The following is a 12,361-nucleotide window of genomic DNA, read 5'->3' on the forward strand; positions in this document are numbered from 1 at the left end:
GGTTGCGCGCTCACAGCAGGATCGATCTTGGGCGGTCTGGGCGGTCTGGGCGGTCTGGGCGGTCTGGGCGGTCAGGGGGTGGTGGTGGTGCGGGTGGCGTGGCCGCCGGGGCCGGTCACCGTGAGGCTGAAGGTGGCCGGGACGGGCCCGCCGGCGGCATCAATGGGGACGCACGCAGTGGCGGTCTGGGCGGCGTTGTCCACGACCGGGACGCTCGCGCCGGGGGTCGGGCTGACAACCGACGCCGAGGTGCCGCCGGACTGGCTCCAGACCAGGACCACCGGCACCTGGCCCGTCGAGCAGGGCGGTCCGGGTTGGGTGGCGCGTGCCCGGAAGCCGTCGATCGTGGGTGGCGGGGTGGGAACGGTCGTCGGACCGGCGGTGACCGCCGGAGCGGACGTCGGCGCGCGTGGTGCGGGCGCGCCTGTGCCGCTCGGTACGCCACCCGGGGCCGGCACACCGACTCCGGGGAGGTCGCTGGCGGCAGGACCGGCACCGGTGGTGGTCGACGGCGCGGCGGTCCGACGGCCGGGGTTGGTCGTCGTGCCGACCTGTCCGGCGTCCGTCGCGATCGAGTCGACCCGCACCCGGCGGTCGTGGCCAGTCGGCTCTGCGAGCAGACCCACGATGAGTGCGACCAACGCGATGACGACCGCGGCGCCGACGACCCTCCGCCGTGTGACGCGCCGTCGAGCTGCCGGCGGGCTGGAGGCGGCCGCCGGGCCGGAGCCGTGGTCGGAGCGGGAACCGGTCGCGGACGCGGTGGCCTGGTCGGACCCCGGGGCGGTGCCGCCGCCCTCGCCGCCGGACGGACCGGAGGGCCCGGGCGGCTCGTCGTGACGAGGGACCGACGACGGCGCGGAGGTTGCCGGCACCGGTATGCCGGCGGCATCGAGCGCCGCGGCCGCTTTCGCTTTGAGCACGGCGCCGGCGGCGAGGATCGGGACGGCGGCGAACATGGCCTCGGGCGCGAGCCGCAACCGCTGGCGGTTCTGGCAGGCCGAGCACGAGGTGGCATGGCGTTCGATGGCCTTCACGGCGCCGGCGTCGAACTCGTGGCGACCGCTCTCACGCAGCGCCGCCGTCAGCTCGGGGCACGCCGGCCGGCCACCGCTCCACAGGACGAAGCTGCGGATCGCGCCGGCCAGCTTGCCTTTGAGGCGGAAGAGGAGCTGGTGGGCGTTGTTGGTCGTGACGCCGAGCGCCTCGGCGATCTCCGGTACACCCAGCTCGTGGCGGAGGTGGAGGTCGAGCAAGCTGGCATCGCGCTCGCCGAGGCCGCGAGCTGCGGCCCAGACCAGGTCATGGGCTTCGTCGCGGTCCAAATCGGACCCCGGGTCGGCGGCCGCGCCGTCGACACGTGTGCGTCGGTCGATCTCCATGGTCGTTTCCTCGATGCCGAAGCTGGTTGAGCGGCGCTCCCGGTCGAGGCGGTTCAACGCCCGGTTCCGTGAAGTCCGCAAGACCCATCCACCGAACGAAGCGGGCTGCTCGAGCGTCCCGAGCTGCTGCCACGCAACCAGGAACACGTCCTGGGCCACTTCGGCGGCGGTGTCGCGGTTGTGGACGATCCGGAACGCCACGTCGAAGACGCGGTCGAACCAACGATCGAACAGGGTGGCGAAGGCGCTCGCGTCGCCCGCTTGCGCTGCCACCACGAACGGGAGGTCATCCGCTCCCCGCTCCGGCACGAGTCAATCCTTCCTCATTTGATCGTGACGGGCGTGCCCAGCGCCACGATGGCGTTCAGCTCGACAGCGACGTCGTTCGGCACCCGGACGCAGCCATGGCTCACGGCCCTCCCGATGGAGCTGGGGTCGTTCGTGCCGTGGATGCCGACCTGGCCGTCGCCGCCTCCGAACTCGGTGAGCACGTCGGAGTGGCCGGACAAGCCGAGCGCGAACGGGCCGTACGCCCCCGCGTCGTCGCCGGTCGCCAGCTTGTCGACGACCGAGAACGTGCCGGTTGGTGTGGGCACGTCGGGCGCGCCCACGGCGACGGGCGTCTGGATCACGACGGTGTCGCCGTCGCGCAAGGTCAACGTCCGCGACGCCAGGTCGACGTCGATCCTCGTCGTCACTTGTCGGATGGCCACGTCGGTTCGGCGGATCCACCCCGTGGAGCCGTTGGGCCGGACGGGCAACAGCACTTGGAGCCACTCACCTGCGGCGGACATGACGAGTAGCGCACGGGCGGTCCCGAACGAGGTCTTGGCGGGCAAGATGCGGGTCGGCATCGTCGCTCCGGGGCTCGCGAACACGTCGAGGTCGGTCGCCGCTCGGGCGACCGTCGCGCCAGGTGGCTGCGCCGGGCGCCGGGCGGTTGGGGCGTCGGTCGCGCCCGCCGAGGAGGTCACGACCGACGATCGGCGGGCGGGTGGGGCTTTCGAGGTGCCGCCCCCACCGCGGCCGCAGGCCGACAGGCCTACGGCGACGGTGAGCGCGAGCAACGCGATGCCGAGTCGGCGGCGCATGGTGGTCATCGATCAGCCTGTGAAGGTGGGGTGGGCGGGGATGGCCTGGTCGACTGCTGCGGGCGCCGCAGAGGGCGTGGGTGAGTTCGTCGACTGACCCGGATCGCCGGGGTCGGTCGGGTTGGTCGGCTTGTCGGGGCCGGACCCACCGCTGGTCAGGTCACACGAGGCGAGCACCGGGTTGCAGGGGATCGGATCGCCGCCCGGCAGCGGGCTCGTGATGTCGCCAGGGCCCCGCGGCGGGGTCGGCACGGTCGTAGGGGCCGTCTTGCCATCGGGGCCGTGGGGGGTTTGCCCGCCGGCGGCGAAGGCGTGGCCCGCCGGTGCCATCAGGGCCAGCGAGAGCCCGGCGATGGCGGTCATCTTGCGGAAGCGGGTGCTGATCATCGGAAGTTCCCTTCGTCGGACGCCGGCCGTTCCGGCGTCGTCGAAGGTCCTGACCGACGACTTGCGCCGCTCTTACGCGAAATCTCGACGTTTTCCCCGCCGCCCCTTCCTGCTGTGAGCGCTCAACCACCTGTCAGGTGGTTGAGTGCTCACAGCAGGGTGGATCTTCCGGGGTGACGGGAAACACATTGCGCGACGACACCGTATCGATTTAGAAGATACGGGACCGTTCCGTAATGACCTGGAGGCCGCCCATGCGTGCAGCGTTGCACGACCCCGATATCGTCTACCGGCGGCGTTGGCTGACCCTGCTCGTCTTGTGCCTCAGCCTGATGGTCATCGGCCTCGACAACACGGTGCTCAACGTCGCCCTCCCCACGCTGGCACACAGCAAGCCCGAAGGCGGTCTCGGCGCCTCGGCCAGCCAGTTGCAGTGGATGGTCGACAGCTACACCATCGTGTTCGCCGGCCTGCTCCTCACCGCCGGCAGCCTCGGCGACCGGCTCGGCCGGTACAAGGGCCTGGCGTTCGGGTTGGCGGTGTTCGGCGCCGGCTCGGCGCTGTCCGCGGTCGCCGGTGACGCCAACGTCCTGATCGCCACCCGGGCCCTGATGGGCATCGGCGGGGCGTTCATCATGCCGTCGACCCTGTCGATCCTGACCAACGTGTTCACCGACCCCGGCGAGCGGGCGAAGGCCATTGGCATCTGGGCCGGCGTGTCGGCCATCGGCATCGGCCTCGGTCCGGTGCTCGGTGGTGCGTTGCTCGCCCACTTCTGGTGGGGTTCGGTGTTCCTGATCAACGTCCCGGTCGTGGTCGCGGCGTTGGTCCTCGGCTACTGGCTCGTGCCCGAGTCGAGCGACCCGTCGACCCCGAAGCTCGACCCGTTCGGTGCCGTGCTGTCGATCGCCGGCCTCGGCACGTTGCTGTGGGCGGTGATCGAAGCGCCGGGCAACGGATGGGGGTCGACCAAGACCCTGGTGGGGTTCGGCATCGGCGCGCTCATCCTCGTCGGCTTCCTGCTGTGGGAGCTGCGGTCCGACCACCCCATGCTCGACGTGCGGCTCTTCGAGAACCCCAGGTTCTCGGCCGCCAGCGGCGCGATCACGTTGACGTTCCTGTCGCTGTTCGGCGTGGTCTTCTTGATGACGCTGTACCTGCAGTCGGTCCTCGGCTACTCCGCGATCAAGGCGGGTGTGCTGCTGGTGCCGATGTCGATGGTGATGATGATCGCGGCGCCGAGCAGCACGATCTGGACCCGCATCTTCGGCAGCAAGGTCGTGGTTGCGGCTGGCATGACGGTCCTCGGGGTCACGATGTTGCTGTTCACCACGTTCAGCCCGCAGTCGTCCGCCCTGCACGTGATCTTGGTGACCATGCTCATGGGTGTCGGGATGGGCAACATCATGGCGCCGGCCACCGACTCGATCATGGGTTCGCTGCCGAGGGCGAAGGCCGGGGTGGGGTCGGCCGTGAACGACACCACCCGCCAAGTCGGCGGCGCCATCGGTGTGGCGGTGATGGGTTCGATCACGGCGTCGATCTACACGTCGCACATGACCGACAAGCTCACCGCGCATCACGTGCCTGCAGCGGCCATCGGCCCCCTGAGCGACTCGATCGGCAAGACCATGGGCATCTTGCAGTCCCCCCAGGGCAAGCCGTTCGCCTCGGTGGTCCGGCCGCTGGCGGGCACGAGCTACGTGAGCGGCTTGCACGTCGCCGCAGTGGTGGCGGCCTGCGTGCTGTTCGTCGGGATCCTCGGCGTGCTGCGGTGGCTGCCGGCCCGTGAGACGCCGGTCGACGAGCCGGTCGTCCCCGGCGCACCGGCCCCGATCGCTGCGCCGGCCGCGTCCGGTGCACCCGCCCCCGGTTCGGCGCAACCGGCACCGGCGCTGGCGACCGCGAACGGGTCGGCGACCAACGGCACGGCAAACGGTTCCGTCGCCGGGGACGAGGCCGGTGACCTCCTGCCCGAACCGCTCGACGGCGCCACGGTGGCCGACGGCGTCGTCTTGGACCCGCAGGGGTGACGTGATGGTCGAGGAACCCGCCCGATCGGTCGGGCGACCACGATCCGCCGAGATCGATCGCAACGTGAAGGAAGCCGCGCTCGACCTGCTCGTCGAGCGCGGCTACGCGGGCGTGTCGATGGAGGGTGTCGCGGCCCGCGCCGGGGTCGGCAAGGCGGCCATCTACCGGCGTTGGGCCACCAAGGCCGAGCTGGTGGTCGACTCGCTCGGCGAGCACGTGTGCGCGGCCTTCCCCTTCGTCGACACCGGCGACTTGCGAGCCGACCTGCTCAGCATGCTCACCAACGTGCAAAAGAGCATGGCCGGCGACGACGGGCCGATCATGGCCGCGTTCGTGGCCGAGAAGTCCCGCTACCCCGAGCTGCGGGCCGAGTTCGAGCGCGTGTTCATCAGCCAGCGCCGCGCGCACCTGCAGCGGTTGATCGTGGCAGCGGTCGAACGGGGCGACTTGCCGCCGGAGACCGACGTGGAGCTGCTGGCCGAGGCCGGTCCGGCGCTGCTGTCGCATCACTACCTGTTCCACTCGCGTGACCTCGATCCGGCGATGCCGGCTCGGATCGTCGATCTGCTGGTGCCGGCCCGCGCCCACTCGGCCACGCGGTCGTCGAAGCGTGCCGCCCGCCGCGAATCCGGAACGGCCACGCGTCGCGCCTAGATTCACCACCCGTGAGCAGTTCGAGCCGTCTTCTCCGCCGCGCCCTGCCGATCGCGCTCGTCGCAGTGCTGGCCTTCGTCCTCGCGGGTTGTGACTGGGCCCAGCACCCAGCCGCGACGATCAAGGTCGACGGCAAGACGTACCACATCTCGGAGTCCGAGCTGCTCGACCAGGTGGCGGCCAAGAAGAAGGACCAGCCGGTCAGCGTGAGCGCGGTCGCCCGCACCCTCAGCCTCCGGATCCAGTACTTGTTCTGGGAGCAGGAAGCGAACAAGCGGGGTCTCAAGATCGACCCGTCGCAGGTCGCCGCGCTGAAGAAGACCGCCACGTCGGCCGACGGCAACTCCGCCTTCATCGACTGGGCCGCCAAAGCGCAAGTCGCCCAGAACCTGGTGCTCGACGACCTCGCCAAGAAGTCGACGACGAACCTCGACCAGGGGCTGCACGACTTGTACAACGTGACGTTCAAAGGCAAGAACGCCACGTGCATCGAGTACGTCGTCGGGTCGGACCAGGCCGCGACGACTGCGGCGGCGAACGCCGTCAAGGGCGGCACGTCCTTCGCCTCGGCGCTCGCCACCCTGCAAAAGACCGACACTCAGGCGCAAGGCACGCAGGAAGTGCAGTGCCTGACGGACGACTCCTTGAGCAGCTCGCCCGCGCAGCTCGTCTCGGCGCTGCACACCAGCCCGGTCGGGCAGGTGACCGGTCCACTGACCGTCTCGGCCGCCCAGTACATCGTGTTCCGCGTGAGCTCGCGTGGCCCCCTGACGTTCGAGCAGGCCAAGCCGCAGCTCCAGGAGCTGTACGCGCAATCGCAGTCCCAGCAGCAGCAGACCGAGGCTTCGGCGCTCCAGCAGGCGTGGCTGAAGAAGGCGAAGGTCGAGGTCAATCCGCGTTTCGGCACGTGGAACGCGGCGAAGTTCCAGGTCGACCCTCCCGGTGGCGTGCCGGCCAAGCTCGCCAAGGGCCTCGACCTCGGGACGACGACCACCACCACGCCCAGCTCGGCCCTGTCCAGCCAGTGAGCTGATGGCCCGGGTCGTCGTCGTCGGCCTCGGTCCGGCTGGACCGGACCTCCTCACGGCCGCGGCAGCGGCGGCGATCGACGGGATCCCGCACCGCTACCTGCGCACGGTCCGCCATCCCGCGGCGGTCGCCGTTGGGGAAGCGACGGCGTTCGATCACCACTACGAGGCCGCCGACACGTTCGACGACGTGTACCGGCGCATCGTGGCCGATCTGGTGACCGCGGCCGGAGAACACGGCGAAGTGCTGTACGCAGTGCCGGGCTCGCCGCTCGTCCTCGAGCGGAGTGTGGCGTTGCTGCGGGCCGATCCCCGTGTCGAGGTCGAGTTGGTGCCGTCGATGTCGTTTCTCGATGTCGCCTGGGCCCGACTCGGCGTCGACCCGGTCGAGGCCAACGTGCGGTTGGTCGACGGCCATCGGTTCGCCACCGCCGCGGCCGGCGCACGCGGCCCGCTGCTCGTCGCGCACGTCCACGACCGCTGGGTGTGCTCCGACATCAAGCTGGCTGTCGAGGAGCCCCCGACCGGGCCGGTGACCGTGATGCAGCGCCTCGGGTTGCCCGACGAGGCCGTGTTCGAGGTGGCCTGGAGCGACCTCGACCGGTCGTTCGCCCCGGACCATTTGACGGCGCTGTGGATCCCCGAGCTGTCGGCCCCGGTCGCCGCGGAGCTGCAACGCTTCGCCGAGCTGATGCCGGTGCTGCGGCGCGGCTGCCCGTGGGACCGCGATCAGACCCACACGTCGCTGACCCGGCACCTGCTCGAGGAGACCTACGAGACGCTCGACGCCCTTGACGGCGTGGCGCGCGCGGGGATCGTGGGGGCACTCGACGAGCGAGGCGTGCCCGTGCAAGACGATGCCGACCCCGATGTGGCGGCGAGCGCGTATGCGCACTTGGAGGAGGAGCTGGGTGATCTCCTGTTCCAGATCGGGTTCCACGCGCAGATCGCCACCGAGCAAGGGGCCTTCACGCTGGCCGACGTGGCACGCGGGATCACCGACAAGCTGATCGAGCGCCACCCTCACGTGTTCGCCGCGCCCGACGGCGCACCCACCAAGGCCGAGTTGAGTCTCACGTGGGAGCAGGCCAAACGAGCGGAGAAGGGCCGAGCCAGCGTGATGGACGGCATCCCTCCTGCCCTGCCGGCCCTTGCGTACGCGTACAAGGTCCTCGCCAAGGCGGACACCGTGGCGCGGGGCGGCACGGTGTCCGCTGCCTTGTCGGCGCTGCTGAGCGCGGTCGACCCCGACCACGATGTCGACGCGTCGAACGCCGAAACGACGGGCGCCCAGCTGCTTCGCATCGTGGCGGCAGCGCGGGTGGCGGGCATCGACCCGGAGCAGGCGCTGCGCGCGGCCACCGCCCGCATCGCCGACGCCGTGCGAGCCGCTGAAGGCGCCCCGCCCGACAGCGCGCCGAGCCGCTGATCAGACCTCGCGGCGGCGAACCGCCCGGCGCCGTGCGGGCGATCGGCCGCGGAGCATGCGATCGAGCAGCCCCAGTGCGGAGCGGCCGAGCTGGTCGGTGACCGGCGAGAGGCCGGCGATCGCGGCCGGCACCACTTTGTCGCGGGCCGGCCCGACCTCGAGGCTCTGTTCGGGTTGTGCTTCGAGGCTCAGGGCCAGTTCCTCCGCTGCCGCGAGCCGCGCCGCCGCGGCTGCGGCTTCGCGCGCGGCAGCGACGAGCCGCGTGCGCGCGACGAGGTCGGGAGCGGTCTCGCCCAGCGCGTCGACCCGGCGGCGCGCGGCCGCCATGGCCTGGTGCCACACGTCCTCGCCCGCCTGGCTCCGTGCCAACTCGAGCCGCGCGGCCCACGCCGTCGCGCCAGGCGCCGCGTGGGCCGAGTCGACGGCCAGGTCCCAGGGGTGCTGTTCGGTGGCTTCGGCGACGTCCAGGCCGACGCGCGCCAACGGGCCACGGGCGGCGTCGTGGGCAGCGGACGTCGCGTCGGCGCGATCGGCATCGTCGAGGGCGTCCCAGATGTCCGCGCTGGTGCCGAGCGCCGGCCCGAGGAGGTCGGTGTTGGCGGCGGCAGAAGCCACCGCGTCGGCCGACTTCCAACCCTCGATCCACAAGTGGTCGGCAAGCGCGCCCAACGTCACCGACCACACTTCGTTGGCCAGCGCGGCAGCGTCGATCGGAGCCGACCTTCCCTGGCCGCGGACCACCTCCACCATGCGCTGCTCGGCCGCAGCCGTCACGTCAGGGGCGACGTCGGCAACGGCGGCCTGGGCCGCGGCGTCCCAGCCGGAGGGCCCGCTGATCGCATCCCACACGTCCCACGCCAAGTCGCGTTGTGGGTGGGCGTCGAGCACCCGTTGGCAGTCGAGCGCGACTCGTGCGAGGCGGGCCGTCGCGCTGGCCAGGCCGGTGGCGGTGGAGAGGTCGTCGCCGCCGAGCGCGTCGACCACGTCGCCGGCGCCGATCTGGCGCAGCCAGCTCCCGGCCTGCACGGCGACGAACCAGCGGGTGATGGCCCAGGCCCTGCGTTGCTCGGTGCCCGGGGCTGCGGCCGACTGCACGAGCGGGGCGGCCAGGCGCCGTAGGCGCTGGCGTCGTACCGAGTCGAGGCCCACACCCAACCAGCGGGCGAACGAGCCGAGTGGTACCGAGACGTGGTCGGGCTCATTGCTGTGCGGCTGCCCGTCGAGCCAGCCGACCAGCTCGAGGATCGTGACCCGGTCGGTGCGGTGCCGGTGGGGCGACGGCTCGATGACGACCGCGTCGAGCGAAGGTCCGGCATCGGCGGAGCTGGCCTCGTTGTCGTCGATCGTGGCGGACCCGACGCTGTCGGCCGGCACGAGCAACGGCGACAGGTCGGCCAGAGCCCGGATCTCGATCGGCTCGCCGTCGAGCCACGCTTCCGGCGTCCCGGCCGTTACCTCCCAACGGCCGCCAGGCAACGGTTCCGCTTGCTCCGGGGGCGCGCCGAGCGCTTCGACGTGCCGCGCCGACAGCACCTGGTAGGGGTAGATCCCGGGGATGCGACGGTCCACGAGCGCGGCGGCCACGGCGTTCGGCGGGGCGAGGTGCTGGTCCGGCCACCCGGCCTCGGTCTGGTCGAGCGGGCTGAGGCCGGTCGCGAGCCGCCCGAAGTCCGGATCGAACCTTGCGCACGCCCATGCCACGGTGGGTGCCACCTCGCGGGCGAGCGCTTGGAGCGACGAGAAGACATCGAGCAGGGCCCGGTCGTCGGCCCCGGGCCCACCGCCCGCGACCGCCAGGTGGGGGAGTGGCCCGAACGTCAGGCTCACCACGCGGATCTCGCTGGTCAGGTCGCCTTGCACGAGGTCGCACCACGCGCGGGCTTCGAGTGCGTCGCGCAGCACCTCCGCGGTGCGGGTCGCCTCGACGTCGAACTCGACGCCGAGCAGCCGCACCCGCAGCCGATCGTCGGCTGCGACGTCGGCCAGTGCCCAGTGCAAGGCAGCGTCGACCCAAGTCGGCGACACCGGGGTCAAGGGGCGGTCCGGGGCGGCGAACAAGCGCAGCGTCGCCGCGTTCGGTGTGTGGTCGAGCTCGTCGAGGTCGCCGCCCAGCTCCAACGGCGCCAGATGGGCCTGGGGGCCGGCGTTGGCGAGCTGCGACTCGGCGAGGCTCAGGACCGCATCGGGTTGGATGGTCCCGGCGCCAGGAAGAGGGGTGACGACCACGATCGGGCCGCCTGGCGCCGGGACCACCGGGGAGACCGCGCTGGCCTCGGCCATCGAGCCCTCGATGGCTCGGCGCACGGCGCGCAGATCCCGGAGGGCGGAACCGGGATCGTCGCCGCCGCGCAGCTGCAGGGCGAGGCCAGGGCGTGACTCCACAAGTCTTCATCGGCCGACTTGCCGCCGGGATGAGTCATTCGACCCATTGGCCGGGACTGCCACCGGCCGACGGCTGGCCCGCTTCCAGGGCGGGGGCCGGGGCGTGTACGTTCGTCGTGGGCGGAGAGCTCGGGCCGCCGCCGCGCTTCGCTCCGTCCCCATCGGTCCCCGATCTCGTCGCTTCGGCGCGCCATGCTGGTGCCGGCGCCGCCGGTGCCTGACCAAGGAGCTGGAAGTTGTCCCTGATCGAGCATGTCGTGGGCCGTGAGGTCCTCGACTCCCGAGGCAACCCCACCGTCGAGGTGGAGGTCCTGTTGCTGTCCGGCGCCCGCGGACGGGCGATCGTCCCGTCTGGCGCATCGACCGGGCAGTTCGAGGCGGTCGAGCTCCGCGATGGCGGTGACCGCTTCGGCGGAAAGGGTGTCCAGCAGGCGGTCGGCCACGTCAACGACGAGCTCGCCACCGCGTTGGTGGGCACCGAGGCTCTGGATCAGCGCGCGGTCGACGCGGCCATGTGCGACCTCGACGGCACCGACAACAAGGCGCACCTCGGTGCCAATGCCATCCTCGGCGCCTCCCTGGCGACCGCCAAGGCCGCGGCCGACGAGCTCGAGCTGCCGCTGTTCCGCTACGTCGGCGGGACCAACGCGTGCGAGCTGCCTGTGCCGATGATGAACGTGATCAACGGCGGGGTCCACGCCGACAACAACGTCGACCTCCAAGAGTTCATGATCATGCCGGTCGGCGCGGCGTCCTTTTCCGAAGGGCTCCGCTGGGGCGTCGAGACGTACCACGCGCTGAAGAAGCTGCTCGGCGGTCGCGGGTTGTCGACTGCCGTGGGTGACGAAGGGGGGTTCGCGCCCGACCTCGAGTCGAACGAGGCCGCCGTGGAGGTGTTGGTCGAGGCCATCGAGGCTGCCGGCCGCACGCCTGGTTCCGAGATCGCCATCGCGCTCGACCCGGCGTCGAGCGAGGTGTTCCGCGACGGCAAGTACGTGCTGGCCGGGGAAGGCCGGTCGTTGAGCCCGGCGGAGATGGCCGACTACTACGCCGATCTCGTGTCGCGCTATCCGATCGTGTCGATCGAGGACGGCATGGCCGAGGAGGACTGGGAGGGTTGGGCCGCGCTCACCGCCAAGGTCGGCGACCGGGTGCAGCTCGTGGGCGACGACTTGTTCGTCACCAACACCAAGCGGTTGGCGCGCGGCATCGAGGCCGGTGTCGCCAACTCCATCCTGATCAAGGTCAACCAGATCGGCACGCTCACCGAGACGCTCGACGCCATCCAGATGGCTTCGCGGGCCCGTTACACGTCGGTCATGTCCCACCGTTCGGGCGAGACCGAGGATGCGACCATCGCCGATCTCGCGGTCGCCACGAACTGCGGCCAGATCAAGACCGGGGCGCCCGCCCGGTCCGACCGGGTCGCCAAGTACAACCAGCTCCTGCGGATCGAGGAAGCGCTCGGGGAGTCCGCCGTCTACCGGGGCGGCGCAGCCCTGGCCCGGGGAGTGGGCGGCTGATGCCACCGGCGCGGCGCACCTCGCGCACGGCGACGTCGGACCGTGGTCGTGCCCCGGCCCGCGGCCGCGGCTCAGGCCGGTCGGCGCGTCGGGCCGCGGCGCGGCGCAGGACCTTGTTGGTCGGATCCGTCGGCGGGGGCCTCGTGCTGATCGCCGCCATGTTCGCCTTCTACTTCCCGACCCGCACCTGGCTGAGCCAGCGCCATCAGACCGACGCGGCGGCCGGGCAGCTCGCCAGGTTGCAGACCGCCAACAAGCAACTGGCCGCCAACCTCGAGGGTTTGAAGGACCCCGCCACCATCGAGCGGATCGCGCGCGGCGAGTACAACATGGTCCGGCCCGGCGAGAAGGCGTACGTGGTGCTCCCGCCTTCGGCGGGGCCGACCACGTTGCCCCAAGTCTGGCCGTTCGCCGACGGCTGACCTGCCGGCGAGTCGACCCGCCGGCGAGC

General features: G+C 71.5%; 10 protein-coding genes. 6 read left to right on the forward strand and 4 right to left on the reverse strand.

Annotated features, from left to right (window positions below; all coding sequences use genetic code 11):
- Nucleotides 1-71 precede the first annotated feature (71 nt).
- Genes VHA73_12525 through VHA73_12535 form a run of 3 tightly spaced genes read right to left on the reverse strand, consistent with a single transcriptional unit; the run spans nucleotide 72 to nucleotide 2,860 of the window.
- The gene (locus VHA73_12525; GenBank protein HVX18850.1) at nucleotides 72-1,691 is read right to left on the reverse strand and encodes a sigma-70 family RNA polymerase sigma factor; all 1,620 of its coding nucleotides are present in this window, start codon (nucleotides 1,689-1,691) and stop codon (nucleotides 72-74) included.
- Nucleotides 1,692-1,705: 14 nt separating this feature from the next.
- Complete coding sequence (locus VHA73_12530) at nucleotides 1,706-2,482, reverse strand: L,D-transpeptidase family protein (GenBank protein HVX18851.1); 777 nt, start codon at nucleotides 2,480-2,482, stop codon at nucleotides 1,706-1,708.
- A gap of 3 nt (nucleotides 2,483-2,485) precedes the next feature.
- Nucleotides 2,486-2,860 (reverse strand): hypothetical protein, encoded by a 375-nt coding sequence (locus VHA73_12535; protein HVX18852.1) that lies wholly within the window; start codon nucleotides 2,858-2,860, stop codon nucleotides 2,486-2,488.
- A gap of 254 nt (nucleotides 2,861-3,114) precedes the next feature.
- Between VHA73_12535 and VHA73_12540 the strand changes: the two genes are divergently transcribed.
- From VHA73_12540 to VHA73_12555, 4 genes are read left to right on the forward strand one after another with little or no spacing between them, the layout of a single operon-like run.
- On the forward strand, nucleotides 3,115-4,893 hold the full coding sequence (locus VHA73_12540; GenBank protein ID HVX18853.1) for an MFS transporter: 1,779 nt from the start codon (nucleotides 3,115-3,117) through the stop codon (nucleotides 4,891-4,893).
- Nucleotides 4,894-4,897: 4 nt separating this feature from the next.
- Nucleotides 4,898-5,548, forward strand: a complete 651-nt coding sequence (locus VHA73_12545; protein ID HVX18854.1) for a TetR/AcrR family transcriptional regulator — start codon at nucleotides 4,898-4,900, stop codon at nucleotides 5,546-5,548.
- 11 nt (nucleotides 5,549-5,559) lie between these two features.
- Nucleotides 5,560-6,576: a peptidyl-prolyl cis-trans isomerase gene (locus VHA73_12550; GenBank protein ID HVX18855.1), complete on the forward strand. Its 1,017-nt coding sequence runs from the start codon at nucleotides 5,560-5,562 to the stop codon at nucleotides 6,574-6,576.
- Nucleotides 6,577-6,580: 4 nt separating this feature from the next.
- Nucleotides 6,581-8,005 (forward strand): MazG nucleotide pyrophosphohydrolase domain-containing protein, encoded by a 1,425-nt coding sequence (locus tag VHA73_12555; protein ID HVX18856.1) that lies wholly within the window; start codon nucleotides 6,581-6,583, stop codon nucleotides 8,003-8,005.
- On the opposite strand, the gene VHA73_12560 is transcribed toward VHA73_12555, so the two are convergent.
- Nucleotides 8,006-10,387: a hypothetical protein gene (locus VHA73_12560; GenBank protein ID HVX18857.1), complete on the reverse strand. Its 2,382-nt coding sequence runs from the start codon at nucleotides 10,385-10,387 to the stop codon at nucleotides 8,006-8,008.
- A gap of 236 nt (nucleotides 10,388-10,623) precedes the next feature.
- Here VHA73_12560 and eno point away from each other — a divergent pair, with 236 nt between their 5' ends.
- Nucleotides 10,624-11,910: a phosphopyruvate hydratase gene (gene eno / locus VHA73_12565; protein HVX18858.1), complete on the forward strand. Its 1,287-nt coding sequence runs from the start codon at nucleotides 10,624-10,626 to the stop codon at nucleotides 11,908-11,910.
- Between the two features lie 116 nt (nucleotides 11,911-12,026).
- Nucleotides 12,027-12,332, forward strand: a complete 306-nt coding sequence (locus VHA73_12570; protein ID HVX18859.1) for a septum formation initiator family protein — start codon at nucleotides 12,027-12,029, stop codon at nucleotides 12,330-12,332.
- The last annotated feature ends 29 nt before the right edge of the window (nucleotides 12,333-12,361 follow it).

Source organism: Acidimicrobiales bacterium, from assembly GCA_035547835.1.
Taxonomy (GTDB): domain Bacteria; phylum Actinomycetota; class Acidimicrobiia; order Acidimicrobiales; family Iamiaceae; genus DASZTW01.

Coding starts and splice junctions, on each gene's coding strand:
- VHA73_12535 (HVX18852.1), bottom strand. CDS start 2,860: ATGATCAGCACCCGCTTCCGCAAGATGACCGCCATCGCCGGGCTCTCG.
- VHA73_12530 (HVX18851.1), bottom strand. CDS start 2,482: ATGACCACCATGCGCCGCCGACTCGGCATCGCGTTGCTCGCGCTCACC.
- VHA73_12545 (HVX18854.1), top strand. CDS start 4,898: ATGGTCGAGGAACCCGCCCGATCGGTCGGGCGACCACGATCCGCCGAG.
- VHA73_12540 (HVX18853.1), top strand. CDS start 3,115: ATGCGTGCAGCGTTGCACGACCCCGATATCGTCTACCGGCGGCGTTGG.
- VHA73_12555 (HVX18856.1), top strand. CDS start 6,581: ATGGCCCGGGTCGTCGTCGTCGGCCTCGGTCCGGCTGGACCGGACCTC.